24 protein-coding genes are annotated in these 25,326 nt (G+C 69.1%); 8 read left to right on the top strand and 16 right to left on the bottom strand.

The genetic code is table 11. The annotated features are described in order from the left end of the window. Positions 1–55 precede the first annotated feature (55 nt). Complete coding sequence (locus tag AB4070_RS05885) at positions 56–1,045, top strand: methyltransferase family protein (RefSeq protein WP_441979289.1); 990 nt, start codon at positions 56–58, stop codon at positions 1,043–1,045. Between the two features lie 116 nt (positions 1,046–1,161). Here AB4070_RS05885 and AB4070_RS05880 read toward each other — a convergent pair whose 3' ends face one another. From AB4070_RS05880 to AB4070_RS05870, 3 genes are read right to left on the bottom strand one after another with little or no spacing between them, the layout of a single operon-like run. Then, entirely contained in the window at positions 1,162–2,508 is a 1,347-nt protein-coding gene (locus AB4070_RS05880; RefSeq protein WP_441979288.1) for an amidohydrolase, read from the bottom strand. 57 nt (positions 2,509–2,565) lie between these two features. Further along, complete coding sequence (locus tag AB4070_RS05875; protein ID WP_282847920.1) at positions 2,566–2,889, bottom strand: DMT family transporter; 324 nt, start codon at positions 2,887–2,889, stop codon at positions 2,566–2,568. Then, a complete protein-coding gene (locus tag AB4070_RS05870) occupies positions 2,886–3,254 on the bottom strand; it encodes a DMT family transporter (RefSeq protein WP_441979287.1) in 369 nt (122 codons plus the stop codon). Before AB4070_RS05870 ends, AB4070_RS05875 begins: the two co-directional genes overlap by 4 nt. A 207-nt stretch (positions 3,255–3,461) precedes the next feature. Here AB4070_RS05870 and AB4070_RS05865 point away from each other — a divergent pair, with 207 nt between their 5' ends. Together AB4070_RS05865 and AB4070_RS05860 are read left to right on the top strand one after the other, a co-directional pair. Then, a complete protein-coding gene (locus AB4070_RS05865) occupies positions 3,462–4,910 on the top strand; it encodes a glyceraldehyde-3-phosphate dehydrogenase (protein WP_441979286.1) in 1,449 nt (482 codons plus the stop codon). A 57-nt stretch (positions 4,911–4,967) separates the two neighbouring features. Next, positions 4,968–6,044, top strand: a complete 1,077-nt coding sequence (locus AB4070_RS05860; protein WP_441979285.1) for a winged helix DNA-binding domain-containing protein — start codon at positions 4,968–4,970, stop codon at positions 6,042–6,044. 27 nt (positions 6,045–6,071) lie between these two features. Here the strand turns inward: AB4070_RS05860 and AB4070_RS05855 are convergent, their stop codons facing one another. Beyond that, positions 6,072–7,514 (bottom strand): helix-turn-helix transcriptional regulator, encoded by a 1,443-nt coding sequence (locus AB4070_RS05855; RefSeq protein ID WP_058632906.1) that lies wholly within the window; start codon positions 7,512–7,514, stop codon positions 6,072–6,074. Positions 7,515–7,623: 109 nt separating this feature from the next. On the opposite strand from AB4070_RS05855, the gene AB4070_RS05850 reads away from it, so the two are divergent. Next, on the top strand, positions 7,624–9,486 hold the full coding sequence (locus AB4070_RS05850) for a phosphoenolpyruvate carboxykinase (GTP) (RefSeq protein ID WP_058632905.1): 1,863 nt from the start codon (positions 7,624–7,626) through the stop codon (positions 9,484–9,486). 255 nt (positions 9,487–9,741) lie between these two features. Here AB4070_RS05850 and AB4070_RS05845 read toward each other — a convergent pair whose 3' ends face one another. Further along, complete coding sequence (locus AB4070_RS05845; RefSeq protein ID WP_441979284.1) at positions 9,742–11,628, bottom strand: ABC transporter ATP-binding protein; 1,887 nt, start codon at positions 11,626–11,628, stop codon at positions 9,742–9,744. Positions 11,629–11,705: 77 nt separating this feature from the next. Beyond that, a complete protein-coding gene (locus tag AB4070_RS05840; RefSeq protein WP_046399014.1) occupies positions 11,706–11,912 on the bottom strand; it encodes a hypothetical protein in 207 nt (68 codons plus the stop codon). A gap of 316 nt (positions 11,913–12,228) precedes the next feature. Here AB4070_RS05840 and AB4070_RS05835 point away from each other — a divergent pair, with 316 nt between their 5' ends. Beyond that, complete coding sequence (locus AB4070_RS05835) at positions 12,229–12,609, top strand: HAD family hydrolase (protein ID WP_441979283.1); 381 nt, start codon at positions 12,229–12,231, stop codon at positions 12,607–12,609. Here the strand turns inward: AB4070_RS05835 and AB4070_RS05830 are convergent. Continuing rightward, positions 12,606–14,066, bottom strand: coding sequence for an MFS transporter (locus AB4070_RS05830; RefSeq protein ID WP_046749673.1), 1,461 nt, complete (start codon positions 14,064–14,066; stop codon positions 12,606–12,608). The two genes, AB4070_RS05835 and AB4070_RS05830, sit on opposite strands and share 4 nt — an antisense overlap. A gap of 150 nt (positions 14,067–14,216) precedes the next feature. Between AB4070_RS05830 and AB4070_RS05825 the strand changes: the two genes are divergently transcribed. Next, on the top strand, positions 14,217–14,714 hold the full coding sequence (locus AB4070_RS05825) for a metallophosphoesterase family protein (protein ID WP_441979282.1): 498 nt from the start codon (positions 14,217–14,219) through the stop codon (positions 14,712–14,714). Further along, the gene (locus tag AB4070_RS05820) at positions 14,711–15,202 is read left to right on the top strand and encodes a GAF domain-containing protein (RefSeq protein ID WP_441979281.1); all 492 of its coding nucleotides are present in this window, start codon (positions 14,711–14,713) and stop codon (positions 15,200–15,202) included. The genes AB4070_RS05825 and AB4070_RS05820 overlap by 4 nt, the downstream gene beginning before the upstream one ends. Positions 15,203–15,214: 12 nt before the next feature. Here the strand turns inward: AB4070_RS05820 and AB4070_RS05815 are convergent, their stop codons facing one another. From AB4070_RS05815 to AB4070_RS05800, 4 genes are all read right to left on the bottom strand, one after another. Next, on the bottom strand, positions 15,215–16,948 hold the full coding sequence (locus AB4070_RS05815; protein ID WP_441979280.1) for a glycoside hydrolase family 35 protein: 1,734 nt from the start codon (positions 16,946–16,948) through the stop codon (positions 15,215–15,217). A gap of 74 nt (positions 16,949–17,022) precedes the next feature. Further along, positions 17,023–18,375, bottom strand: coding sequence for an ABC transporter substrate-binding protein (locus tag AB4070_RS05810; RefSeq protein ID WP_441979279.1), 1,353 nt, complete (start codon positions 18,373–18,375; stop codon positions 17,023–17,025). A 69-nt stretch (positions 18,376–18,444) separates the two neighbouring features. Then, a complete protein-coding gene (locus AB4070_RS05805; RefSeq protein WP_028503759.1) occupies positions 18,445–19,290 on the bottom strand; it encodes a carbohydrate ABC transporter permease in 846 nt (281 codons plus the stop codon). Between the two features lie 46 nt (positions 19,291–19,336). Beyond that, entirely contained in the window at positions 19,337–20,254 is a 918-nt protein-coding gene (locus tag AB4070_RS05800) for a carbohydrate ABC transporter permease (RefSeq protein WP_441979278.1), read from the bottom strand. Between the two features lie 158 nt (positions 20,255–20,412). Here AB4070_RS05800 and AB4070_RS05795 point away from each other — a divergent pair, with 158 nt between their 5' ends. Continuing rightward, positions 20,413–21,414, top strand: a complete 1,002-nt coding sequence (locus AB4070_RS05795; protein ID WP_441980551.1) for a LacI family DNA-binding transcriptional regulator — start codon at positions 20,413–20,415, stop codon at positions 21,412–21,414. A 30-nt stretch (positions 21,415–21,444) separates the two neighbouring features. On the opposite strand, the gene AB4070_RS05790 is transcribed toward AB4070_RS05795, so the two are convergent. The 5 genes from AB4070_RS05790 to ribD are packed head-to-tail and all read right to left on the bottom strand — an operon-like array spanning position 21,445 to position 25,277. Continuing rightward, positions 21,445–21,798, bottom strand: a complete 354-nt coding sequence (locus AB4070_RS05790) for a Fe-S protein (RefSeq protein WP_441979277.1) — start codon at positions 21,796–21,798, stop codon at positions 21,445–21,447. A gap of 53 nt (positions 21,799–21,851) precedes the next feature. After that, positions 21,852–22,325: a 6,7-dimethyl-8-ribityllumazine synthase gene (gene ribH / locus AB4070_RS05785; RefSeq protein ID WP_441979276.1), complete on the bottom strand. Its 474-nt coding sequence runs from the start codon at positions 22,323–22,325 to the stop codon at positions 21,852–21,854. Further along, a complete protein-coding gene (gene ribA / locus AB4070_RS05780; RefSeq protein ID WP_441979275.1) occupies positions 22,322–23,590 on the bottom strand; it encodes a GTP cyclohydrolase II in 1,269 nt (422 codons plus the stop codon). The genes ribH and ribA overlap by 4 nt, the downstream gene beginning before the upstream one ends. Beyond that, positions 23,587–24,216, bottom strand: coding sequence for a riboflavin synthase (locus AB4070_RS05775; RefSeq protein WP_441979274.1), 630 nt, complete (start codon positions 24,214–24,216; stop codon positions 23,587–23,589). The genes ribA and AB4070_RS05775 overlap by 4 nt, the downstream gene beginning before the upstream one ends. After that, a complete protein-coding gene (gene ribD / locus AB4070_RS05770; protein WP_441979273.1) occupies positions 24,216–25,277 on the bottom strand; it encodes a bifunctional diaminohydroxyphosphoribosylaminopyrimidine deaminase/5-amino-6-(5-phosphoribosylamino)uracil reductase RibD in 1,062 nt (353 codons plus the stop codon). Before ribD ends, AB4070_RS05775 begins: the two co-directional genes overlap by 1 nt. Positions 25,278–25,326 lie beyond the last annotated feature (49 nt).

Genomic DNA, 25,326 nt, shown 5'->3' with positions numbered 1-25,326 from the left:
GCTCCACCCCTGCTCTTTATTTCCAACATTTGTAGACAATTCGAAAGGCTCGCTCATGACCGACACCCCCACCGCCGACGCGGCGCGGATCCTCGACATCGCCACCGGCTACATGGCCTCCAAGCAGCTCTTCCAGGCCAGCAGGATCGGCCTGTTCGCGGCGATCGCCGACGGAGCGGACACGGCTGCCGCGATCGCCGAGCGGTGCGCGGTCAGCGATCGCATCGCGACGCTGCTCGCCGATGCGATGGCCGCCAAGGGGCTGCTCGCCCGCAACGGCGGACGCTATGCGCTCGCCGAGGACGCCGCCGCGTACCTGGTCGGCGACGAGGCGGCGATCGACCTCGCCCCCTTCCTCACGTTCCTCGACGAGATCAGCTACCCGCACTGGCTGCAGTTCGCACATACGGTCGATACGACCGAGCCGGGCGACCTGCAGATGGACGACGCCCGCTGGGCGACCTTCATGGCCGGCGTCATGACGTACAACCGTCTGCACGCGCAGGAGTTCGGCCGCCACGTCGACCTCGGCGGCGCGACCAGGGCGCTCGACTTCGGTGGACTGTCCGCCGAGTTCGCGCTGTCCGTCATGGCGGACAACCCCGAGCTGCACACCACGTTCCTCTATGCTCCCGGCTTCGAAGACGGCATCGCCGACGCGGTCGCGGCTGCGGGAGTGCAGGAGCGTGCCACGGTCGAGGTCGGCGACACGGCGACCACCGCCCCGGAGGGGGAGTACGACGCGGTCTTCGCGAACCACGTGATCCACCGCTTCTCCGCCGAGGAGAACGCGCAGATCTTCCGCAACCTGCGGGCGGCTGCCGTCGACGGCGCGACCCTGACCGTGCTCGACTTCTTCCTGGACGAGGATGTGGAGCAGCGCGGACTCGACGCCCTGCACGCGGGCGAGTACCTCGTGATCGACGGCACCGTCGTCTATCCCGAGACCGAGGTGCGCGGATGGCTCGCCGACGCCGGCTGGTCGGTGCGCGACAAGGTCGCCCTGCCCGGCAGCCCGCGGGTGCTCGTGGCGACCGCGGTGTGAGACTCGTTCCGGCACCGGGCGACCGGCGCCGGGACGCACGACTGGTCCGAGGGGGATCAGAGGCGGGCGGCATGCGTGAACATGCCGCCCGCCGTTTTCGTGCGTCGCTGTCGGGATCAGCCTCGCGAGAAGACCGTGCGCCCGTCCACGATCGTGCGGCCGACGCCGATCGTCGCGAGGTCGCGGCCGGGCGTCAGAGGATCCTCATCCAGGACGGTGACGTCGGCGACCATGCCGACTGCCAGCGAGCCCTTCCAGCTCGAGGCGCCGTCCTGCCGAGCAGGGTCGACGGTGACGGAGCGCAGCAGTCGGTTCCTGGTGCCCGCGTCGTCCGCGACACCGGCGGCGGTGAGCAGTCCGAGGGACGCGTCGAGACCCAGCCGCCAGTCCGGGCTCGCGATGGGGGAGTCGCTCGTGATCGTGGTCAGTGCGTCCGAGGTCAGCATCTCGGCGAGCGGCCATGCGGAGGCGAGTCTGGCCTCTCCCAGCTGCAGCGCCGCCCAGGAGTGCGTGTGCGCCGCGATCAGCGGCTGCACGGCGAACCCCGCGCCTATGCTTCCCATCCTGGTGATCTGCTCGGTCGTGGCGAGATCGCCGTGCACGACATAGTGCGGACCCGACGGCGTGGGGTGCTGTGCGTGCAGGCCCTCCAGCACGGACAGGAACTCGGCGATCGAACGGTCTCCCGTCGCGTGCACCGCGATCTGCAGCCCGCGGGCCGAGGCCAGTTCGAGCATGCGCCGGAAGGCGGTACGGGCGTCGGGCTCGCCGCGGGTGAGCAGGCCGCCGGTGGTGCCGTCGGCGTAGGGTTCATCGACCCAGGCGGTCGCCATCGGGGGGATGCCGTCCGCGAAGATCTTCACGCCGGGGATCGCGAGCCATCGAGGGTCGGAGGACGGTGCGGGGGTGCGCACCCCGCGCTCGAAGTCGTCGAGTGTGCTCTCGCCGTCGATCGTGCCGAACAGCCTCAGCAGGGTCACGCGGGAGGTCTGCGCCCGCTCGCGGTGCAGCTCGAGGTAGGTGTCGAGCATGTCGGAGCCGAAGCATCCGGTCTCGCCGTCGTCCTCGCCCGGGCCGATCCCCGGCTCGGTGTAGCTCGTGATGCCGAGCTCGGCGAGCAGTGCCCATGCGCGTCGCAGCGCCGACCGGCGTTCCCCCGACGTCGACACGAGCCGCCCGGACGGCTGCTCCTCCGGCGGTGTGTCGGAGAAGAAGAGATGCGGCCACCGTGCCCCCAACCACGCGGCGTGCAGGTGGGCGTCGTTGATGCCGGGGACTGCGGTGCGCCCGTCGAGCTCGATCACCGCGCGCGAGTCCAGGGCCTCCGCCTCCGCACCGAGGGCGACGATGACCCCGTCGCGGATGGCGAGCGACTCCGTGACCGTCTCGGAGGAGTCGAGGGTGCGGATGCGGCCGCCGCGGATGATCAGGTCGGCATCGTCGCCGTGGAGTGACTGTGTCATTATTCCACCAGTGTAGACGTAAAACTGCTGCGCCGGAGAAGCTCATGCGCGCTGTCGTCAGTGGCCGCCGCCGAACTCGATCATCCCCACGCCGACCGCGATCAGCGCGACGCCGACCGCCATCATCGCCGAGAAGTGATCCTTGAAGATCACCCGCCCGAGCACCGCGGTCAGCGCGACGCCGGCGGCGGCCCAGATCCCGTAGGCGACCCCCACCGGCATCCCCATCGCGAGGATCGTGCCGAGCAGGGTGAAGGCGGCGAGATAGCCGACGACGATCACGGGGATCCAGCGGCGACGGCGCAGGCCCTCGGATGCGCGCAGACTCAGTGTCGCCGTGACCTCGCTCGCGATCGCGAGCGCGAGGAACACCCAGGTCATGGCGTCGCCTCCGTCGTCTCGCGCGTATGGGATCCGAGTTCGACGAGCAGCACGCCGACCACGATCACGCCGACGCCGACGATCTGCACCGGTCCCAGCAGCTCGCCGAACAGCACCGTGCCGAGCGCGGCGGTGAGCACGACGCCGATCGCCGACCAGATGCCATACGCGACGCCGACGGCCATGCCGCGGTCGAGCACGACCGACAGCAGCCAGAGCGACCCCGTGTAGCCGAGCACCACGAGGATCAGCCAGAGCGGATGTGTGAACCCCTCGGCGGCTCGGAGCGAGAGGGTCGCGCTCACCTCGAGGGCGATCGCGAGCAGCAGAGGCGGCCATGCCGAGCGGCGGGGGCTGGGGGTCATCGCGAGCCTTTCGTGGAGCGTCCGAGGGGGAGAACGCGACGGGTGACCGGGGGATTCCCTCGAGAACCGGGGCGTGCTCGACCCTGGTCCGCAGCCGTCGGATTCGGCACGTGTTCCTGCGACTTGTACGCTGGATGCATCCCCCGATCCACCCGGCAATTCGCGCGCCGGTGACCTCGGCGCGCGCTCACACATGCAAGGACGCAGATGAACGATTCCGCGGCACACCGCGACGACTGGACAGAGAGCGAAGAGCTCGCGGAGCGGATGATCCCGCTCATCGGGGCGCTCCGACGGGAGCACGACGTCGTCACCTCGCTCCACGGGCATCGTCTGCTCGGCTTGTCGGCGACGGGGCTGGTCGAGGTGCACGAGCGTGTCGCCCAGCTCGGTCACGAGCGTCTGCCGATCGAGGACAGCCTTGCGGTGCTGGAAGCGATCCATGCTCTCGCGCCCGGGGCCTCCTCCCTCGACGTCGCCCGCCTGGTCGCCGGCCACGCCGAGAGCGGCCAGCCGTTGGAGGCCTATCTCGCAGATGTGCTCGCTCCGGCCATGGGAGCCGTCGCCGCCGAGGCCACCGACGTCGTGCTCTACGGGTTCGGGCGCATCGGTCGCCTCCTCGCGCGTATCCTCATCGCCCACACGGGAGGCGGGAGCGGGCTGCGTCTGCGTGCCATCGTCGTCCGTCGCGGTGCCGAGAACGATCTCGTCAAGCGCGCGTCGCTGCTGCTGCGCGACTCCGTGCACGGACGCTTCGCCGGTTCGGTCACGGTCGACGAAGAGGCCGAGCAGATCATCGCGAACGGCACCCGCATCCAGGTGATCTACTCCGACGACCCGGCGACCATCGACTACACCGCGCACGGCATCCACGACGCGATCGTCGTGGACAACACCGGACGCTGGCGCGACGAGGCGGGGCTCTCCCAGCACCTGCAGTCGAAGGGCGTCGCCCGCGTGCTGCTCACGGCCCCCGGCAAGAGCCCGCTCAAGAACATCGTCCACGGCATCAACGACGACACCATCGCCGACTCCGACCGCATCCTCTCGGCCGCGTCCTGCACGACCAACGCCATCACTCCCGTGCTCGCGGCGATCGATGAGGCGTACGGCGTCGTCAAGGGGCACGTCGAGACCGTGCACTCGTTCACGAACGACCAGAACCTGATCGACAACTTCCACAAGGGCGACCGACGCGGACGTTCGGCCGTGCTCAACATGGTCATCACCGAGACAGGGGCGGCCAAGGCCGTGGCCAAAGCGCTCCCGCAGCTCGAGGGAAAGCTCACGGGCAGCTCGATCCGCGTGCCCACGCCCGACGTGTCGCTCGCGGTGCTGCACCTCACCATCGAGCGCCCCGCGACCAAGGACGAGGTCAACGACTACCTGCGCCGCGTCTCGCTGCACTCCAAGCTCCGTCAGCAGATCGACTACGTGGAGAGCCCCGACGTCGTCTCCACCGACTTCGTCGGCTCGCACCGTGCGGGCATCGTCGACGGCCTCGCCACCATCGCCGACGAGGACACCCTCATCCTGTACGTCTGGTACGACAACGAGTTCGGATACTCCTGCCAGGTCATCCGCGTGCTCGAGGTCATGGCGGGCTCGCACCCGATCGTGCTGCCGGAGCGCCGCGAGGTGACCCTGCAGGGCTGAGTCTCGTCGTTCGCCGGGTTTCATCGTATCGTCCGGGGTACCCGGCATGATGAGGTCATGAAGACTGCGGCTCAGCGTACCGATCGCCTCCGTTCGCACCGCCTCCGTTCGCTCCGCCTCCGTTCGCACCGCCTGACCGCTCCGGCGCGCACCGTGACGGATGCGGCACAGCACATGCTCGCCGTGCAGAGTCAGGACTTCACGGCCGGGCGGTGGGCGCTCGCCGTCCGCACCCGCGGTGAGCCGACGCTGCGCGACGTCGACCGGGCCTTCGATCGCGGCGACATCGTGCGCGCGTGGACCATGCGCGGCACCCTGCACACCGTCCCGGCGCGTGATCTCGGCTGGATGCTTCAGGTCACCGCCGGACGGCAGCGGCAGCAGGCCGCCACCCGTCACCGTGACCTCGGCATCGACGACGACATGGTCGCCGCGGCCGTTCGCGCCCTGACCCCGCGTCTGCGCGATGGCGGGTGCACGCGCGCGGAGGTGTTCGAGGTCCTGGAGGGGATCGGCATCGACCCCTCCGGTCAGCGCGGCATCCACCTGCTGTTCACCCTCACGATCGCCGGTCTGATCTGCCAGGGACCGGTCATGGCCCGCGTCGGTGTCGCCCGCGAACAGCGCTTCGTCCTCGTGGAGGAGCACATCCGCGAGCACGCAGCACCCGATGATCCGCTCGCCGAGCTGTTCGTCCGCTACGTCGACGGTCACGGTCCTGCCGGGGTCGCCGACTTCGCATGGTGGTCGGGCCTCACCCTGGGGCAGTCGCGTGAGGCGGCGGAGCGGGCGGCCTCCCGCGTCGACGAGGTCAACGATGGACTCTTCGTCGCGCGCCGGCCCCCGCGTCGGGCGAGCGGCGCCGCGGCGGTCCATGCCCTCGGTGCGTTCGACGAGTACTACATCTCCTACGCCGACCGCACGGCCGTATGCGACCCGGCGCACGTGGCGGCGATCGGGCCGGGGAAGAACGGCATGGTGCGTCCGACGATCGTCGAACAGGGCCGCGTCATCGGCACCTGGTCGCATGCGAGCGCGACCAGGAGTGCACCGCCGGAGCTCTTCGAGGAGCCAGAGGATCCCCACGCCGTGTCCGCAGCCATCGCGCGGTTCGCCCGGTTCGCCGACGACTGAGACGCCCGCCCGAGCCCGACCCGCCCGCTACTCGCTGGCGTGGCGCGCGAGGAAGCTGTAGACCTCGTTGTCGTCGACGCCCGGGAATGCGCCGCGGGGGAGGGGGGAGAACATGTGCGTGTGCACACGTGCGCTCGGCCAGGCCCGTCCGCTCCACCGATCGCTCAGCTCGGCCGAGGGGCGACGGCAGCACGACTCGTCGGGGCACGTCGACACCGCGCGGTCGTTCGTCTCGCGTCCGCGCCACCACCGCGCGTCGTCGAAGGGCACTCCGACCGTCACCGAGAACTCGCCGTCGGTCGACGAGCCGGTCTGCGTCGAGCACCAGAAAGTTCCTGACGGGGTGTCGGTGTACTGGTGGTGCTCCACCGTGCGGTTCTGCTGAGTGAACGCGGCGCGCGCCTGGAATTTGCGGCATACCCGCTGCCCCTCCACGGCACCGGTCACATCCATCGGCAGCGGCAGGTCGTCGTTCTCGTACACACGGGTGATCGCGCCGGTGGAGTCGACGCGCAGGAAGTGCAGCGCCATGCCGAGGTGCTGCGTCAGCAGGTTCGTCATGCGCATGCCCGCCGCCTCGTGCGTGACCCCGAAGCCGTCGCGGAAGTCCTCGACCGCGAGGTTGCGGTCCTTCTTCGCCTGCTGCAGGAACGCGACGGAGGCCGTCTCCGGCATCAGGCAGCACGCGGCGAAGTAGTTGATCTCCAGGCGCTGCTGCAGGAAGTCGGCGTAGTCGGTCGGCGGGGTGTGTCCGAGAAGTCGGTGCGCCATCGCCTGCAACGCCATCGAGCGCAGGCCGTGACCGCCGGGGATCGATGCCGGCGGCAGGTAGATCCGCCCGTTCTCGAGGTCGGTGACCGACCGTGTCGAGTGCGGGAGGTCGTTGACATAGATCAGTTCGAACCCGAGCTTCTCGGCCATGATGCTCACGGTGCGGTGGGTGAGCGCACCCTGCACGTGTCCCGCGGCCTTGAGGTGCTTCTCGGCGAGCTTCTCGATCTCGGGGAGGTAGTTGTTCTGGGCGCGCATCCGCAGCCGCAGCTCGGTGTTGGCTCGGCGTGCTTCCTCCGGGGTCGCGATCGCCTCGCGCTCCCGCCGCTCCAGCTCCCGGTGCAGGCCGAGAACGGATTCGATGGTCTCGTCGCTCATCCCCTTGGTCACTCGCACGGGTGCGACACCGAGCTGCCGGAACACCGGGCTCTCCTGCGCGCGCTCCAGGGCGATCTCGAGCGCGGCACGCCGGTTCGGCGGCTCGCCGGAGATGAGGTCGGTCACCTCGGTCTTGGTCGCCTGCGCGATCGCTTGAAGGAGGGAGAGCTTGGGTTCGCGCTTGCCGTTCTCGATCAGGCTCAGCTGCGAGCCGGCGACACCGACCAGCGCGCCGAGCTCGTCGAGCGTGTAGCCGTTCTCCAGCCGGTGGTGACGGATGCGGTGGCCGAGGGTCGTGAGGTGGATGCCGGAGGACGCCATTCCTTGAGTCTAGCGAAAGAATCGCTGTTCTTATCGCTCGAAATTGCCGAAAGTCGAGTTCGAACCGGAAGAAGATAGGTGCAACGCCCCACACTTCTAAGGAGCAGTCATGGCCATGGCCGAAGTCCTCACCCCTCGCACGTCTCCCGTCTCCCCGACGCGCACGTTCGGGGCGGCTCCGACGTATGACACTCCTGCGATGGCCGAGCTGGCCGCCTGGGTCGAGGAGATCCGGGCGCTCACCCAGCCCGATTCCGTGCACTGGGTCGACGGCTCGCGGGCTGAGAACGACTGGCTGCTGCGCGGACTCGTCGACGAGGGCAAGCTGATCAAGCTCAACCCCGAGTGGCGACCCGGCTCGTACCTCGCGCGCTCGCACCCCAGCGACGTCGCTCGCACCGAGGGGCGCACGTTCATCGCCTCCGAGCGCGAGGAGGACGCGGGCCCCACGAACAACTGGGCGGCTCCGGCGGAGATGCACGCCAAGATGGATGAGATCTTCGAGGGATCGATGCGCGGGCGCACCATGTACGTCGTCCCGTTCTCGATGGGACGCGTCGGCGGCCCGCTCTCGCATATCGGCGTGCAGATCACTGACAGCGCCTACGCGGTCGCCTCGATCGGCATCATGACCCGTGTCGGCGATGCCGTCACGCGTCAGATCGCCGAGGGCGCGCCCTGGGTCAAGACCGTGCACACGGTCGGTGCCCCGCTCGCGCCGGGCGCGCAGGACGTGGAGTGGCCCTGCAACGACGACAAGTACATCGTGCACTTCCCGGAGACGCTCGAGGTCTACTCGTACGGCTCGGGCTACGGCGGCAACGCGATCCTCGCCAAGAAGTGCTTCGCGCTGCGCATCGCCTCGGTGATCGCCCGCGACGAGGGCTGGCTCGCCGAGCACATGCTGCTCATCCGCGTGATCGACCCGCAGGGCAAGGCCTACCACGTGGCCGCCGCGTTCCCCTCGGCATGCGGCAAGACGAACCTCGCCATGCTGCGTCCGACCATCCCGGGCTGGCGCGTCGAGACCCTCGGTGACGACATCGCCTGGATCCGTCCGGGTGAGGACGGCCGCATGTGGGCCATCAACCCCGAGGCGGGCTTCTTCGGCGTCGCACCCGGCACCGGCGAGTCGACCAACGTCACCGCGGTCGAGACGCTCTGGGGCAACACCATCTTCACGAACGTGGCGCTCCGCCCGGACGGCGACGTGTGGTGGGAGGGCCTGACCGACGAGGCGCCGGCGAACCTGATCGACTGGGAGGGCAACGACTGGACCCCCGAGTCGGGACGCCCTGCTGCGCACCCCAACTCCCGTTTCACGGTGTCGGCGGCCCAGTGCCCGCAGATCTCCGAGGACTGGGAGGAGGCCGTGCCGCTCGACGTCATCCTGTTCGGTGGACGCCGCGCGAGCAACGTGCCGCTCGTCGTCGAAGCAACTGACTGGACGCACGGCGTGTTCCTCGGCTCGAACATCTCCTCGGAGCGCACGGCGGCGGCCGAGGGCACGGTCGGCGAGTTGCGTCGCGACCCCTTCGCGATGCTGCCGTTCTGCGGCTACAACATGGCGGACTACTTCGGCCACTGGCTCAAGGTCGGTCGCGGTCTGCGCTTCGACCGCGCACCGCGCATCTTCCAGGTCAACTGGTTCCGCCGCGGCGACGACGGCCGGTTCCTGTGGCCGGGCTTCGGCGACAACTCGCGTGTCGTCGACTGGATCATCCGCCGTATCGCGGGCGACGTGCCTGCAGTCGACAGCCCGATCGGACGCCTGCCGCGCGTGGAGGACCTCAACCTCGACGGGCTCGACATCCCCGCCGCCGACCTCGACGAGCTGTTCTCCGTCGACGCCGAGGCGTGGAAGACCGAGGCCGATCTGACCGAGGAGTTCTACGACACCTTCGGCGACAAGGTCCCCGCGGCGCTGCGCGCCGAGCTGGCCTCGCTGCGCTACCGCCTCGACAAGGCGTAGCCCCCAGACCGGTGCCGGTTCGGGGGAGCCGGCACCCTCAGGGCCTCGTGCCCTGCAAACCCGCGAAGGCGGGACATCAGAGACGAACCCATGGCTGAGTGGTCTCCGACGTCCCGCCTTCGTGTTGTCGTGTCTCTCGTCGAGACCCACGCTCGTCGTCGAGACCCACGCTCTCAAGCGTGGGGGAGGATGGGTCTCGACGAACGCGATGGGTCTCGACGCCGTGGGGACGGGGTGCGGGACGTGGGGACAGGGTCAGGCGAGCAGCTGGTGCCGGGCGAGATCGCGGTACAGCGGCGTCGACTCCACGAGCTCGGTGTGGGTGCCCTGGCCGACCACGACACCGTCCTGCAGCACCACGATCAGGTCGCTGTCGACCACGGTCGAGAGGCGGTGGGCGATCACGACGAGCGTGCGATCTGTGGACACGGCGTCGATGGCCTCGCGCATGCGCTGCTCGTTCACGCCGTCGAGCGATGACGTCGATTCGTCGAGCAGCAGGATCGGGGCGTCGGTCAGCAGGGCACGGGCGATCGCGAGCCGCTGACGCTCGCCGCCGGACAGCATCACGCCGTCCTCGCCGACGGGTGCCTCGATCCCGAGGGGGCTGCGCTCGAGCACGTCGCCGAGATTCACGGCGCGCAGCACGCGCTCGCAGTCGGCGTCGGTCGCCTCGGGGGAGGCGAGCCGCAGGTTCTCGGCGAGAGTGCCGGCCAGCGTCGGCGCATCCTGCTCGACGTAGCCGAAGTGGGCGCGCAGCTCGTCGCGCGGATACGTGCGCGCGTCGTGGCCGTGCACGCGGATCGATCCGCCGGTCGGGTCGTAGAAGCGCTCGATGAGCGACAGGATCGTGCTCTTGCCGGCGCCGCTGGGGCCGACCAGGGCGACGCGCGCACCGTGCGGCACGGAGAACGACACCCCGCGGAGCACCTCGTGGTCCTGTGCGGCGGCCGTGGCATCCTCTGCGGATTCCAGGTGTGCATCGGCGAGCAGGGTCCGGGCCTCCTTGGCAGCGGCCTCGCGGGCGGCGACGACATTCGCCGGGTAGTGGAAGCGCACGTCGCGGAACTCGATGGCCGGCGCGTCGGGGGCCGGTGTCTCGCGAGGCAGCGACGCCGCGATCTTCTCGTCATCCTGTGACTCGGTCGGCAGATCGAGCACCTCCTGGATGCGACCGAGCGCACCGAGGGCCTGGTTCACCGAGGTGATGGCGCCGAACGTGGTGGCGAGGGGCATCACGAGCAGGAACAGGAACATGATGAACGAGATCAAGGAGGCGATCGTGATCGCCCCGGCCGCCACGCGGAAGCCGCCGACGCCGAGGACCACCAGCAGCGAGAGCTGCAGGGCGATGCCGGAGACGGGTACCACCATGGAGGAGATCTTGGCGATGCGCACGCCGATGCCGTAGGCGTCGGAGGCGAGCGCGGACACAGCGGTGGTCTCGCGCTCGGTCGCCCCGGAGGCGCGGATGGTGCGGATCGAGCCGACTGCGCGCTCGACGCCGGAGGCCAGTTCTCCGACCTTCTCCTGCTGGGCGGTCGATGCGGTGCGGATACGCCCGCTCAGGAGCACGACGACGGCGACGGAGATGCCGATCACCACGACGATGAGCAGCAGCAGGATCGGGTCGATCACGAGCATCGCGATCAGCGCTCCCACGAAGAGCACCGCGCTGCCGACGGCATCGGCAAGGCCCTGGGTGAGCACGGCGTAGAGCAGCGTCGTGTCCGTGCCGACGCGGGAGACGAGGTCGCCGGTGCGGCGCGCGTCGAACTCGGAGGTCGGCAGGTGCAGGATGCGGGCGATCAGCTTGCGACGGCTCGAGTACACCACGGCGGTGCCCGTGCGCTGGAGCAGGTAGTGCTGGAAGCCGGAGATGATCGACGACACGATCACGAAACCGACCAGGAGCCAGACGAGGATCCCGATCCCCGTATCGGACTGCACGGCCTCGATGACCTGGGCCACGAGGAGCGGCTGCACGAGCGACGTCGCTGCGCCGATGACGCTGAGCACGGCGACCACGATGAGGGTGCGCTTGTGCTCGAACAGGAAGGGGAGGAGTTGGCGGAACGTCGCGCGGGGGCCTTCGGGCTGTGCGCCACGTCCGCGACGGCGTGCTGTCGCCGAACCGGACATGCGGGACCTCTATCTGGAGATGGTACTTCGACCGTACTTCGTTCGCGGTCGGATCCTATGGAGTGGCTGTAAGAGCGTCAGGAGCGGCCGAAACGTCGGTGGGCCGCCTGTTTGCTCACCCCGAGAGCGCTGGCGATGGCCTGCCACGAGTAGCCGAGGTTGCGTGCACGACGCACGTTCGCCTCCTCGGCGCGGGCGACCTCCTTCCGCACCTCGGCGAGGCGGTGCAGGGCGGCCAGGGGTTCGCTCCCGTCATCCTGGGCGATCGCGGTCGGCATTGTCATGATGGACCTCCTGCGTCAATAGTCATTGACGCAGGCCGGGAAGTCAATACATGTTGACGTGGCACTCTGGGGAGATGCCTTCGAAGAGATGGGTCCTGTTCGACATCGGCGGAGTTCTGGAGGTCGTCGACGACGACGCATGGCAGCAGGAGTGGTGGGATCGCTGGCGCGCGGTGAGCGGTCTCGACCGCGGTGTCCTCGATGCGCGCATCGCGGCCGCCGATCTTCCGGCGATCGACGTCACCACGGGGACGGAGTCGGAGTTCTGGGGCGCGGTGACCACGGCGCTCGACCTCGATGCGCGCAACGCAGCGCCATGCGCGCCGACTTCTGGGACGCGTACTGCGGCACTGCCAACGTCGATCTGGTCGAGTACGCGCGAACCCTCTCGTCGCGCGCGCGAACCGCGATCCTCTCCAACTCGGCCGATGGCGCGCGAGAGGAGGAGGAGCGTCGCTTCGGGTTCTCCGAGATCTTCGATCCGATCTGCTACAGCCACGAGCAGGGTGTCAACAAGCCGGATCGTGAGGCCTACCTGCGCGCGTTGCAGCGCATGGGGGCGAAGCCGGGAGACGTGCTGTTCATCGATGACCACCAGGTGTCGGTCGACGGAGCCGAAGCGGTCGGGATCCGCGCCGTGCGGCATGTCGACAACGCGACGACGATCGCCGCGATCGAGGCGTTCCTCGCGGACTAGAGTTCGACGGCTGCGGCCACGCCGAGGTCGTCGTCGTAGTCGTGGTCCTTCGTCTCCGGCGAGAGGATCAGCGCGATGAAGGTCAGCACACCCATCGCCGACAGGTAGAGGCCGACCAGCCATGGCGCGCCACCGGCCACCTCCCACAGCTTCAGAGCGATGAGCGGGGCCACCGCGGCGCCGAGGATCGAGGAGACGTTGTACGCGATCGCCGACCCCGTGTACCGGACGTTCGTCGGGAACAGCTCGGGCAGCAGAGCCCCCATCGGACCGAACGTGGCGCCCATCAGCATGAAGCCGAACACCAGGAACGCCTGCGTGAGCGCGCCCGTGAACTTGGGGTCGATCGCCGGGAGCAGGAACGCGTTGAAGGTGAGGCCGAACACGATGATGGTTCCCGTGACCCACAGCAGCAGCTTGCGCCGTCCCACCGCATCGGCGATGGGACCCGAGAGCAGGGTGAAGACACCGAAGAACACCACACCGATGATCTGCATCAGCACGAAGTCGGTGTAGCCGAAGCCGAGTCCCGGATAGAACTGCGCGGCGAACTTGGTGGGATCGAACGAGGCGCCGGTCGCCTCGGCCGCCGCCTTCGCCGCAGCCGAAGCCGTCTCCAGCGACGCGGGCTTGGTGCCGTAGGCCAGGGTGAAGTTCGTCATCAGATAGAACAGCACGTACGTCGCCAGCATGATGAACGTGCCGAGGATGAGCTGCTTCCAGTGGTGGCGGAACACGGTCGCGAGCGGCAGCTTGCGGATCACGCCCTTCGTCTCGGCCTTCTTGAAGGTGTCGGACTCGACGAGCTTGAGCCGCACCCACAGGCCGATGATGACCATCACGGCGGAGAACAGGAACGGGATGCGCCAGCCCCAGGCGAGGAACGCCTCGGACTTCAGTGCCGGGTTGTCGGCGTGCGGCAGCAGCCAGTTGATCGCGAGGAAGAGGAAGTTGGCGATGATGAACCCGAGCGGGGCGCCCAGCTGCGGGAAAGTGCCGTACCAGGCGCGCTTGCCCTTCGGGGCGTTCTCGGTGGCGACCAGCGCGGCCCCGGACCACTCGCCGCCGAGCGCGAAGCCCTGCGCGAGGCGGAGGATCAGCAGCAGCAGTGCCGCCCACCAGCCGATGTCCTGGTAGGTCGGCAGCAGACCGATCACGAAGGTCGCGATGCCCATCGTCAGCAGAGATGCCACGAGCGTGGCCTTGCGTCCGAACTTGTCGCCGAAGTGGCCGAACACCACAGCGCCGATCGGTCGGGCGACCATCGCGGCGCCGAAGACGGCGAACGAGGAGAGGAGCGATGTCGTGTCGTCGCCGGTGGGGAAGAACAGCACCGGGAACACGAGCACGGCCGCCGTCGCATACGCGTAGAAGTCGTAGAACTCGATCGTGGTGCCGACCAGGCTCGCGGTGATGACGCGCGAGCGGGGATTCGCCGGCGCAGTGGCAGTGCTCATGTGTGTTCCTCCGATCGAGTCCCCGGTATACCAAGGGACTCGGGCGAGTTTACGCCTTCCTGAGTGTTTGCTGTACGCGCATGTCGCGTGTCATCCCGGAGAGCGCGTGCGGTGCGTAGAGTCGGGGACACGGGACGCGGGGAGGACACCATGGCGACGAGGATGCTGCTGCTGGCGGACACGCACGTCCCGAAGAGGGCGAAGCGGCTGCCGGAAGCCGTGCTGCGCGCGGTCGACGAGGCAGACATCGTCGTGCATGCGGGCGACTGGGTGGACGAGGCGACGCTGGACCTGCTCGCGTCCAAGGCACGCATGCTGCAGGGCGTGTTCGGCAACAACGACCCAGGCGAGCTGCGCGCGCGGCTCCCCGAGGTCGCCCGATTCACCGTCGAAGCCGTCGACGTCGCCGTCGTGCACGAGACGGGGCCGTCGCGGCAGCGCGAGAGTCGTATGGACGAGGCCTTTCCCGAGGCCGACCTGCTGATCTTCGGGCACTCCCACATTCCGTGGGACACCGTGTCGCCGGCGGGCATGCGGCTGCTGAATCCCGGGTCGCCGACCGACCGTCGACGACAGCCCGCCTGCACGATGATGTGGGCCGAGATCGACGGCGCCACGGTAGAGGCCACGCTGGTGACGCTGCCGTGAGCGAGCTTCCCGTGTACCGCGCGCCGATGCGTTCGCGTGACGACCGGGTTCCCGCAGGAGCCGCGGTCGAACGTGCTCTCGTCCTCGGCGTGTGCGGGCTGGGTGGACGCCTCGATGCCGCCCCCGAGGGGCTGACGGATGCGCTCGTCGCGGTCGACCTCCGGCACGGCGAACGCATGGCTCGACGGATCGAGCGCTTCGCTGCGGCGCCGGACGGGGCGCTGGTGTGGACACGTGATGCCGACGGACTCTTCTGGCTCGGCGCGCTCGACGGGCCGTGGCGCTTCGACGACTCGTCCGCCGCGGACGAGGTCGACCTGGTGCACGTCAGGCCGTGCCGGTGGCTGGCGACGCCCCTTCCGCCCGCGCTCGTGCCGGCCGGGGTGCAGACGGCTTTCGAGCGCGGGGGCCGCAATTGGCAGCGGATCCGGGACGTGGACGCCGCGGCGGCCAGTATCGAGCTTCAGCGGCGTCTCGCCGACGCGTGAGCGCCCTGGCCGTCACTCCTCCGTGACGCCCAGCATCGGCGACTCGACGAACACGGCACGCGGGGCGATGACCTCCTCGAGTTCTCGCACGACGAGCGTGTTCGTGCCCTGTCGCGTGACGGGGGCCGGTACATAGAGCGTGCGCTGCGGCCCGTTCCGCCAGTAGCGGCCGAGGAAGAACCCGTTCACGAACGCGTATCCCTTGCCCCAGGTCGCGGTGTCGAGGAACAGGTCTGCGGGCGTCTCCAGCGTGAACTCCGCCGTCCAGGCGAGCGGCCCTGCACCGGCACCGCCGTCAGCCTCAGCATCGGGGGCGGGGTCGATCTCGGCCACGTCCACCGGTGTCGACGTCCATCCGGTCACCGGAGTCCCGTCGATGGCGACCCCGCCGATCAGGCCCTTCTGCTCGCCGAGCCGATGGTCGTAGTTCACGCGTCCCTGATCCTCGACCAGGAGGCTCAGCGCCTGCCCGTCCGGTATGCGGATCGCGCGATCGTTCCGTGTGCGGGAGAGCGTGCCGACGACAGGTCCGTCGACGCTCACCCAGGCCAGGTCGCGCACCTCTCCGACGACGAGGAGCCCGCCACGCCCGCCCGGCAGCGCCGCGTCGTAACGCACCAGGGCGCTCGAGTGGCCGAGCGCGTCGAAGGTCTTCGGCTCCGAGGTCGTGGCTGCGGAGGCGGGGGTGTCCGTCCAGGCGCCGGCAGCGGCGAGAGGGACGTCGAACGCGGGTGCGGGGTCGGCTGCGGGGGGAATCTCGTCCGGCACCGGTGCGTATCGGGAGATGACGTCTCGGAAGGCGAAGAACTTCGCCGTGGGGTTGCCCGCCTCATCGAGCGGGGCGTCGTAGTCGTAGGACGTCACGAGGGGCAGATAGCGGCCCTTGTGGTTCGCGCCGTTCGTGAGGGCGAAGTTGGTCCCGCCGTGGAACATGTAGATGTTGACCGATGCTCCCGCCGCCAGCAGCTCGTCGAGGTCGTCGGCGGCGGTGGCGACATCGGTCGTGTGGTGCACGCCTCCCCACCAGTCGAACCATCCGTCCCAGAACTCCGAGCACATCAGGGGCCCGGTCGGCTGGTGCCGGCGCAGGGTCGCGAGCCGCTCCGCACTGCGGGAGCCGAAGGAGGCGGTCTTGTGCAGCTCGGGAAGACTTCCCTCGCTCAGCATCCGATCCACGGGCTGGTCGACGGTCGTGAGGGGAACCGTGATCCCGGCGTCGCGCGTGACGGCGACGAGAGCCTCGAGGTAGGCCCGGTCGGATCCGTAGGCGCCGTACTCGTTCTCGATCTGCACCAGCACGACGGGACCGCCACGATCGATCTGCCGCGGCGTGACGATGTCGTACACCCGGCGCAGGTACGCGCTCACCTCCTCGAGGAAGTCGGGAGCGGAGGAGCGCAGACCCTCGACGCTCCCGGTCAGCCACACCGGAAGCCCGCCGTTGTGCCACTCGGCGCAGATGTAGGGTCCCGGCCGCACGATCGCATCGAGTCCCTCGGCACGGACGAGATCGAGGAAGCGCCCGAGGTCGTTCCACCCGCTCGCGTCCCACTCGCCGCGGCGAGGCTCATGCGCGTTCCAGGCGACGTAGGTCTCGATCGTGTTCAGCCCCATCAGTCGGGCCTTGCGGATCCTGTCCTGCCACTGGTCCGGATGCACGCGGAAGTAGTGGATGGCGCCGGAAATCACCTGATGCGGCTGTCCGTCGCGGAGGAAGTCGGTGTCACCGAGGGAGAAGGATGTCACGTGTCGTGGTGCTTTCGATGAGGCGGGTCGAGCCGGTCCCGGCCCGGGGATCCGGGACCGGCTCTGCCGCGGTCCTACTTGTTGACGGTGAAGCCCTGCGCGTTGCCGTACTCGACCAGCGCGTCCTGCCAGGCGGTGAGGCCCTTGTTCAGGTCGGTGCCGTCCTGGTACGACTGACCCACGGTGTCGCCGAAGATGCTGTTGGCGTAGACCTGGTACGGCAGGTAGCTCCAGCCCTCGACCACATCGTCGGCCGCAGCCGCGAGCACCTCGTTGATCTTCTGGCCCCCGAAGTACTCCGGCGCCTCGGCGAGGAATTCCTCGCTCGACAGGTCGGCGGTCGTCGACGGGAAGCCACCGCTCTCGAGGAAGATCGAGATGCTCTCCTCGGAGTTGTTCAGCCACCACAGGAATCCGGCGGCCAGCTCGGGGTTCTTGCTCTGGGTCGTGACGGCCTGGCCGCCTCCGCCGTTCTCCGCGCTGGCCGGGGAACCGTCGTACGTCGGCATCGGCGCGACGCGCCAGTCGCCGGAGCCGTCAGGGGCGCCGGAGATGAGGTTGCCCGGCATCCAGGCGCCGATCACGAGGCTCGCGAGGCTGCCGTCGCCTAGCGCGCGGAACCATTCGTCGCTCCAGCTGGAGTACGGCGCGAGCAAGTCCTCCTCGACGAGCCGGTTCCAGTTCGCGGTCCACTTCTTCGACCCGGCGTCCTGCAGGTCGATCGTGACGTCGGTCCCCGAGGTCTCGAAGGGCTTCCCTCCGGCCTGCCAGATCATCGAGGTCGCGAATCCCGCGTCTCCCGTGTCGTTGGTGATGTAGGCGTCGGGGTTCGCCGCGTGGATCGCCTTGGCGGCCTCGTAGTACTCGTCCCAGGTGGTGGGGACGGCGACACCGGCCGCATCGAACACGCTCTTGTTGTAGAACAGCGCCATGGGACCGGAGTCCTGCGGCAGGCCGTAGATCGCATCGCCGTCGGTCACCGAGTTCCAGGTGGAGGCGGTGTAGTCGTCCTCGAAGTCGGCGAACCCGTACTGCGACAGGTCGACGAACGCATCGGTCAGCGCGAACTGCGGGAACGCGTAGTACTCGATCTGCACGACGTCGGGGGCGCCGGAGCCCGCCTTGATCGCGTTCTGCAGCTTGGTGTACTCCTCGTTGTTGGTGCCGGCGTTCACCAGCTTGACCGTGACGTTCGGATACTCCTTCTGGAAGGCCTCGACCTGGGCCTCGGCAGACGGCGTCCACGACCAGTACGTGATCTCGCCGCCCTTCTCGAGAGCGGCCTCGATCGAGTCGAAGGAGCCGGAGCCGCCGCCGCCGGAGCCGGCGTCGCTGCCGGTGCTGCAGCCGGCCAGCGCGAGCGCTGCCACGGTTCCTGCGGCGAGCACCGCGAGGGTGCGCCGCGTCGGGGAGGGAAGGTGCTTCATTGCTGTGTCCTTTCGGGAGGTGCGATCCGGCGTCGGATCGCGGAGGTGATGCCGGAGGGGTGCGGGGCGCTACTGCTTGACGCTCCCCGCGGTGAGACCTGACTGCCAGAAGCGCTGCAGCAGCAGGAAGGCGATGACGATCGGGATGATGGTGAGGAGCGACCCCATGATCACGAGGTTGTAGATGGGCTGCGACCCCGCGCCGATGGCTTGAGCGCTCCACTGGTTCAGACCGACGGTGAGCGGATACCAGGCGGGGTCGGACAGCATGATCAGCGGCAGGAAGTAGTTGTTCCAGGTCGCCACGACCGTGAACAGCGCGACCGTCACGATGCCGGGGGCGAGCAGCCTCATCGAGATCGTGAAGAAGGTGCGGAACTCGCCGGCGCCGTCGATGCGCGCGGCCTCGAGCAGCTCCGTCGGCACGGATTCCGATGCGAACACCCAGATCAGATACAAGCCGAACGGGCTGATGAGCGACGGGATGATGACGGCCCAGGGCGTGTTCGTCAGACCGAGCTCGCTGAACAGCAGGAACGTCGGCACGGCGAGGGCTGTGCCCGGCACCGCCACCGCGCCGAGGACGACGGCGAACACCGCGCGGCGTCCGGGGAACCGGAACTTCGCGAGGCCGTATCCGGCCATGGTGGCCAGCAGCGTGGCCCCTCCGGCGCCCACGACGACGTACAGCAGGGTGTTGCCGAGCCAGCGCAGGAAGATGCCGTCGCGGTAGGAGAACGTGGCCACGAGGTTGTCGAAGAAGGCGAAGTCGTCGGCGAACCACAGTCCGAAGGAGCTGAACAGCCCCGCCTGCGTCTTGGTCGAGCTGAAGAGCAGCCAGACCAGCGGTACGAGCGTGTACAGCGCGTACACGATCATCACGATCAGCAACGTGTTCGACTTCCGCGGATTCATCGGGTCGTGGCGTCGGCGGGACGGGCGGGCGAGGGGGAGTGCCATATCAGCGCACCTCCGACTTCGAGCCGCGCAGCTGCACGACGTAGGCGATGACCGCGGTGATGACGCCCATGATGATGGCGATGGTGGCGGCGTAGTTGAACTGCTGGCCGGCGAACGACAGGTTGTACGCGTACATGTTCGGGGTGAAGAACGTCGTGATCACGTTCGGGGCCAGCGGGCGCAGGATGTTCGGTTCGTTGAAGAGCTGGAAGCTCCCGATGATCGAGAAGATGGTCGCGATCACGAGCGCCCCGCGGACGGAGGGGATCTTGATCGAGAAGATCGTGCGCCAGGCTCCGGCGCCGTCGAGCGAGGCGGCCTCGTACATCTCGGTCGGGATGGTCTTGAGCGAGGAGTAGAAGATCAGCATGTTGTAGCCGACGAACTCCCAGGTGACGATGTTGCCGATCGAGAGGAGCATCCACTCCTTCGCGAACGGGGTGATCGCATCGACGCCGAGGAAGTCGTTGATGTTGCTCGTGAGGCCGAACTGGTCCCCGTAGATGTAGCCCCACATCAGCACGGCGACGACTGCGGGGACGGCGTAGGGGAGGAAGATGAGGATGCGGAAGAACGAGGCTCCGCGCAGGCGGGCGCTGTCCAGGGCGAGCGCGGCGCCGAGGGCGAGGACCAGCATGATCGGCACCTGCACGACGAGGAAGACCAGCACGCGGCCGAACGCCTCCCAGAACTGCGGGTCGGTGAGCGCGCGCACGTAGTTGTCCACCCCGACGAACGCGGTGCCTCCGATGAGCTTCTCCTGGAAGAAGCTCAGGTACAGCGCATAGGCGAGCGGTGTCAGGAACACCAGGGCGAACACGATCATGAACGGGCCGACGAAGGCCCATCCCTTCCAGTCGCGCTTGTCGCGACGCCGGAGACCGGGGGCGCCGGGGGCCGCGGGGATATCAGTCGTCATCGACGAGTCCTTCTTACGTTCGGGCGCACCGTGCGCCGTGTGTCAACGTCAACATATTCGACCGACTGGTAGTGTGTCAACGTCAACACATGAGGGGATGGGTGATCGTGACCCCAACGCATCCGGCGGACGCCTCGACGCGTCGACGCGAGCCCTCGATGGAAGACGTCGCCCGTGAGGCCGGAGTCTCCGGTCAGACCGTGTCACGCGTCGTCAACGCCAGGGGCTACGTCGGTGCCGCCACCCGCGAACGCGTCGAGGCGGCGATGCACAGCCTGGGGTACCGCCCCAACAGTGCGGCTCGCGCGCTGCGCTCAGGGCGATTCCGCACGATCGGCGTCGTGATGTTCTCGTTCAGCTCGTACGGCAACCAGCGCACGCTCGACGCGATCGCCGTGCGGGCGGCGCAGCTCGGCTACGCCCTCACGCTCATCCCGGTCGAGTCGAGCGCGACCGAGACGGTGGCCGGAGCCTTCCGCCGGCTCGAGGAGCACGCGGTGGACGGCGTCATCATCGTGATCGAGGCCCACCAGCTGGACGAGGCCGACATCGAGATCCCGGAAGCACTCCCTGTCGTGTTCGTCGACTCGAACCGCGGCGAGACGCATCCGTTCGTCGACACCGATCAGGCGCAGGGTGCGCGACTGGCGACCGAGCACCTGCTCGACCTCGGTCACGACACGGTCTGGCACATCACCGGTCCCGCGCGCTCGTACTCTGCGGAGCGTCGGCGCGAAGCCTGGCGGGAGACGCTCGAGAAGCACGAGCGCACCGTGCCTGCGCCGATCGCGGGGGACTGGACAGCGGCATCGGGCTACGCAGCCGGCGTCGAACTGCGGGAGATCGAGGGCGTCACCGCGGTCTTCGCCGCGAACGACCAGATGGCGATCGGCGTGTTGCGGGCCTTCCGCGAAGTCGGGCGCGAGGTGCCGGGAGACGTCAGCATCGTGGGATTCGACGGGCTGCCCGATGCCGCTCAGCTCTGGCCGCCACTGACCACCGTGCAGCAGCACCCCGAGCGCGTGGGAGCACTCGCGGTGGACGCTCTGCTCGCGGAACTCGAGGGTGCGGGGTCGGCCGCTGTCGACCGACCGCAGACGCCTCTGGTCGGAACGGAACTCATCGTGCGGGAGAGCACAGCGCCTCCCCGGAAGCGCTGAGCGCTCCGAGCGTCATGCCGACGTGTGCGGTCAGCGCCAGATGACGGCGAGTCCCGCGTTCAGGAGTGCCAGGATGCCGATCAGCCAGAACACGGCCGGCGGCACGGAATCTCCGCGCTTCTGCCGCGCCGAACCGATGCCGAGGAGCGCGCCGATGATGACCAGCACGACAAGCTTGACGCCGATCTTGACGTAGTTGAGGTCGTAGTCGATGCCCCACGGCGCGGCGAGGGCGAGACCTGCGACACCGGCGATCGCGAGACCGTAGTCCATGATCTTCGTGATCTGGCGCTTACCGCCGAAGGCCTGCGCGGCCCAGGCGCCGAACAGCACGGCGAAGCCGATCAGGTGGATGAACACGACGATATGACGCAGGATCTCCATGCCCTCACCGTACGAGCGCGGAGCCCTCCTGCGCTAGCAAGGGCAGGCTGACCTCAGCCGTGGAGCTCCCTCGTGACGAGAGCGGTGCGCAGCGCGGCATCGGCGGCCTCGGCGCCCTTGTCCTCCTTGGAGCCCTCCAGCCCCGCACGGTCCAGTCCCTGCTGCTCGTCGTCGAGAGTGAGCACGCCGAAGCCGACGGGCTTGCCGGCATCCAGTGCGACCCGCGTGAGGCCGTCGGTAGTCGCCGCCGACACGTACTCGAAGTGCGGCGTTCCGCCGCGGATGATCACACCCAGCGCGACGACCGCATCCGCTCCACCGGCGAAAGCGGCCTGCGCGGCGATCGCGAGCTCGAAAGAGCCGGGCACGCGCACGAGCCGATGCGTGGCGTTGGCGGCGTCGAGCACGCGCTCCGCCCCGGCGATCAGGCCGTTCGAGATCGTCTCGTGCCAGGTGCCGGCGATGATGACGACGTTCAGACCCCGCCCGTCGATGTTGCCGGTCTCGGGTGCTCCTGCGCCGCTCATTCGTCGTCCTTTCCGTGGGCGAGTGCCTCTGCGAGGTCTGCTTCGCCGATGATGTGACCCATCCGGTCACGCTTGGTCTCCAGATACTGGTGGTTGTTCGGACCCACCCCGACGATCAGCGGCACCTGCTCGACCACGTCGAGGCCGAGCTCGCGCAACTGCGCGACCTTGTCGGTGTTGTTCGTCAGCAGACGCACCTTCGATACGCCGAGGTCCGAGAGGATGCCGGCCGCCGCGGCATAGTCGCGCGCATCTGCGGGCAGCCCCAGCGCGAGATTGGCGTCGACCGTGTCGAGGCCCTCCTCCTGCAGGCTGTAGGCGCGCAGCTTGTTGATCAGGCCGATCCCTCGCCCCTCGTGGCCGCGCATGTAGATGACGATCCCGCCCTCCTTCTCGATCGCGTCGAGTGCGGAGTCGAGCTGCGGACCGCACTCGCACTTCAGCGACCCGAACGCCTCGCCGGTCAGGCACTCCGAGTGCACGCGCACCAGAGCGGTGTCGCCCGGTTCGCCGGAGACGACCGCGATGTGGTCGGTGCCGGTGATGCGGTCCTTGTACGCGAGGAAGCGGAACGTGCCGTGGGTGGTCGGGACGGTGGCGTCGGCGCGCAGGCTCACGCGACGTCCGCGGTGCGCACTCGGCGTCGCGCCATCGGGGTCGATCTCGTTCAGATGGGCGATCAGCTGCTCGATCGTGATCACGGGTACGCCGTCTCGCGCACCGAGCTCGATGAGTCCGGGGAGGCGCATCATGCTGCCGTCCTCCGCGACGACCTCTGCGATCGCGCCGACCGGGCGGAGCCCCGCCAGCTTCATGAGCTCGACGGCGGCCTCAGTGTGGCCGCTGCGCTCGCGCACGCCGCCGTCGACCGCCCGCAGGGGCAGCACATGTCCGGGGCGGATGATGCTGGTCGACGTCGACTCCGGGTTCGACAGCACGTTCAGTGTGTGGGCGCGATCATGGGCACTGATGCCGGTGGTGACCCCCTGCGCGGCGTCGACGCTCACGGTGTAGGCGGTCGAGCGGGCGTCTTCGCTCGCGGCGACCATCGGCGGCAGGTTGAGGTGGTCGGCGAGGTCGGCGGGCATCGGGGCGCAGATGAAGCCGGACGACCAGCGCACGGTCCAGGCCACCCACTCCGGGGTCGCGAGCTCTGCCGAGAGGATGACATCGCCCTCGTTCTCGCGGTTCTCGTCGTCGGCGACGAGGACGGGACGCCCGGCGCGCAGGGCTTCCAGGGCTTCGTCGATCGTGGAAAGGCTCATCGCGAGCCTCCTTCCGGTGCAGCCCGGAACGCGAGAAGGCGTTCCACGTGGCGGGCGAGGATATCGGTCTCCAGATTCACGCGGTCTCCCACGGCGCGGACGCCGAGGGTCGTCGCGGCGAGGGTCTCGGGGATCAGCGAGACCTCGAACCACGGAGAGGGGTCTGCGGGGGCGCTGACGGCGCTCACCGTCAGCGAGGTGCCGTCGACCGAGATGGAGCCCTTGTCGACGACAAGCGGGGCGAGATCGGCGGGCAGGCTGATCCGGAGCACGCTCCACTGCGCGCCGGGCCGCACCTCGAGCACCTCGCCGACCCCGTCGACGTGGCCCTGCACGATGTGTCCGCCGAGTCGGGCGCCCACCGGCATGGCCTTCTCGATGTTCACGCGGGTGCCGACCGTCGCCGATCCGATCGCGGCCACATCGAGCGTCTGCTTCATCACGTCGGTGTCGAAGGTGTCCGCGGTCGAGCCGACCACGGTCAGGCACACACCGGAGACGGCTATCGACTCGCCGTGCACGGCATCCGCAGCAGCGCGGGGCGCGCGCACTGTGAGGCGCCAGCCGTCGCCGGCGGGGGCGATCGCGGTGATCTCGCCCATCTCCTCGATGATTCCGGTGAACATCAGGCGGCTCCTTCGCTCTGGGGGTTCGCGGTGTGCGCAGGGTCCGCCGCGTCCGCGGGGTGTGCGTCGGCGAGCAGGTCCTCGCCGAGAGGTACCCATTCGTCGACGACGAGGCGGCGCGCCTCGTCGATGGATCCGACGCCGATCTCCGTCAGGGCGAGCCGGCGTCCGCCCAGCAGCACGGGCGCGATGTAGGCCAGGACCCGGTCGGCGAGCCCCGCCGCGATGAAGGCACTGGCGAGCGTGGGGCCGCCCTCCACGAACACGCTCTGCACGCCGCGGGCATGGAGGTCGGCCGTGACGGCGTGCAGGTCGCGGGTGTCGAAGAACAGGGGTGTCTGCGGGTGGCGATGCACTGCTGCCGCGGCGGGTGTGGGCCGCGTTCCGATGATCACGGGGATCGGCTGATGCGGGTGCAGAGCGTCACCGTCGCGGGCCGTGAGGGCGGGGTCGTCGGAGAGCACCGTCCCCGTGCCGACGACGATCGCATCGGCCACTGCCCGGCGACGGTGCACGTCGGCGCGGGCTGCCGGTCCGGTGATCCACCGGCTCGACCCGTCATCGGCGGCGGCGCGGCCGTCGAGGCTCTGCGCCCACTTGACGGTGATGTGCGGACGGCCGAGTCGCTGCGCCGTCAGCCATCCGGCGATGAGGGAGTGCGCGGCCTCTGCCTGTTCGCCGGCCTCGACCTCGACGCCGGCAGCGCGCAGACGTTCCGCGCCGCCCCCGGACACCACGCCGGGATCGTCGAGGGCGTAGACCACCCGTGAGATGCCCGCCTCGATCAGGGCGACGGCGCAGGGGCCCGTGCGCCCGGTGTGGTTGCAGGGTTCGAGGGTGACCACGGCCGTCGCGCCGTCGGCCTCGCCGGGAGCGAGTTTCGAGAGGGCGTCGACCTCGGCGTGCGGAGTGCCGGCGCCGTGGTGCCAGCCCTCGGCGAGCACGGCGCCGTCGGGGGAGAGGATGACCGCGCCGACCTGCGGGTTCACCCCGCGGGGCCCGCGTGCGGCGAGGTGGAGAGCGCGATCCATCGCGGTGCGCTCTGCCGCGTTCACTGCCATCCGTCGTCCTCCTCTGAGGCTCCGGAGTCGTACAGGGATGGCGGAACGG

Source organism: Microbacterium sp. 2RAF4, from assembly GCF_052115285.1.
Lineage (GTDB): Bacteria > Actinomycetota > Actinomycetes > Actinomycetales > Microbacteriaceae > Microbacterium > Microbacterium oxydans.
The sequence above is the reverse complement of the archived record's forward strand: the minus strand, read 5'-3'. Positions and strand labels throughout refer to the sequence as shown.

What these genes read in the sequence shown, in the direction of transcription:
- AB4070_RS05885 (WP_441979289.1), top strand. Translation starts at nt 56, where the DNA reads ATGACCGACACCCCCACCGCCGACGCGGCGCGGATCCTCGACATCGCC.
- AB4070_RS05880 (WP_441979288.1), bottom strand. Translation starts at nt 2,508, where the DNA reads ATGACACAGTCACTCCACGGCGACGATGCCGACCTGATCATCCGCGGC.
- AB4070_RS05875 (WP_282847920.1), bottom strand. Translation starts at nt 2,889, where the DNA reads ATGACCTGGGTGTTCCTCGCGCTCGCGATCGCGAGCGAGGTCACGGCG.
- AB4070_RS05870 (WP_441979287.1), bottom strand. Translation starts at nt 3,254, where the DNA reads ATGACCCCCAGCCCCCGCCGCTCGGCATGGCCGCCTCTGCTGCTCGCG.
- AB4070_RS05865 (WP_441979286.1), top strand. Translation starts at nt 3,462, where the DNA reads ATGAACGATTCCGCGGCACACCGCGACGACTGGACAGAGAGCGAAGAG.
- AB4070_RS05860 (WP_441979285.1), top strand. Translation starts at nt 4,968, where the DNA reads ATGAAGACTGCGGCTCAGCGTACCGATCGCCTCCGTTCGCACCGCCTC.
- AB4070_RS05855 (WP_058632906.1), bottom strand. Translation starts at nt 7,514, where the DNA reads ATGGCGTCCTCCGGCATCCACCTCACGACCCTCGGCCACCGCATCCGT.
- AB4070_RS05850 (WP_058632905.1), top strand. Translation starts at nt 7,624, where the DNA reads ATGGCCATGGCCGAAGTCCTCACCCCTCGCACGTCTCCCGTCTCCCCG.
- AB4070_RS05845 (WP_441979284.1), bottom strand. Translation starts at nt 11,628, where the DNA reads ATGTCCGGTTCGGCGACAGCACGCCGTCGCGGACGTGGCGCACAGCCC.
- AB4070_RS05840 (WP_046399014.1), bottom strand. Translation starts at nt 11,912, where the DNA reads ATGACAATGCCGACCGCGATCGCCCAGGATGACGGGAGCGAACCCCTG.
- AB4070_RS05835 (WP_441979283.1), top strand. Translation starts at nt 12,229, where the DNA reads ATGCGCGCCGACTTCTGGGACGCGTACTGCGGCACTGCCAACGTCGAT.
- AB4070_RS05830 (WP_046749673.1), bottom strand. Translation starts at nt 14,066, where the DNA reads ATGAGCACTGCCACTGCGCCGGCGAATCCCCGCTCGCGCGTCATCACC.
- AB4070_RS05825 (WP_441979282.1), top strand. Translation starts at nt 14,217, where the DNA reads ATGGCGACGAGGATGCTGCTGCTGGCGGACACGCACGTCCCGAAGAGG.
- AB4070_RS05810 (WP_441979279.1), bottom strand. Translation starts at nt 18,375, where the DNA reads ATGAAGCACCTTCCCTCCCCGACGCGGCGCACCCTCGCGGTGCTCGCC.
- AB4070_RS05805 (WP_028503759.1), bottom strand. Translation starts at nt 19,290, where the DNA reads ATGAATCCGCGGAAGTCGAACACGTTGCTGATCGTGATGATCGTGTAC.
- AB4070_RS05800 (WP_441979278.1), bottom strand. Translation starts at nt 20,254, where the DNA reads ATGACGACTGATATCCCCGCGGCCCCCGGCGCCCCCGGTCTCCGGCGT.
- AB4070_RS05795 (WP_441980551.1), top strand. Translation starts at nt 20,413, where the DNA reads ATGGAAGACGTCGCCCGTGAGGCCGGAGTCTCCGGTCAGACCGTGTCA.
- AB4070_RS05790 (WP_441979277.1), bottom strand. Translation starts at nt 21,798, where the DNA reads ATGGAGATCCTGCGTCATATCGTCGTGTTCATCCACCTGATCGGCTTC.
- ribH (WP_441979276.1), bottom strand. Translation starts at nt 22,325, where the DNA reads ATGAGCGGCGCAGGAGCACCCGAGACCGGCAACATCGACGGGCGGGGT.
- ribA (WP_441979275.1), bottom strand. Translation starts at nt 23,590, where the DNA reads ATGAGCCTTTCCACGATCGACGAAGCCCTGGAAGCCCTGCGCGCCGGG.
- AB4070_RS05775 (WP_441979274.1), bottom strand. Translation starts at nt 24,216, where the DNA reads ATGTTCACCGGAATCATCGAGGAGATGGGCGAGATCACCGCGATCGCC.
- ribD (WP_441979273.1), bottom strand. Translation starts at nt 25,277, where the DNA reads ATGGCAGTGAACGCGGCAGAGCGCACCGCGATGGATCGCGCTCTCCAC.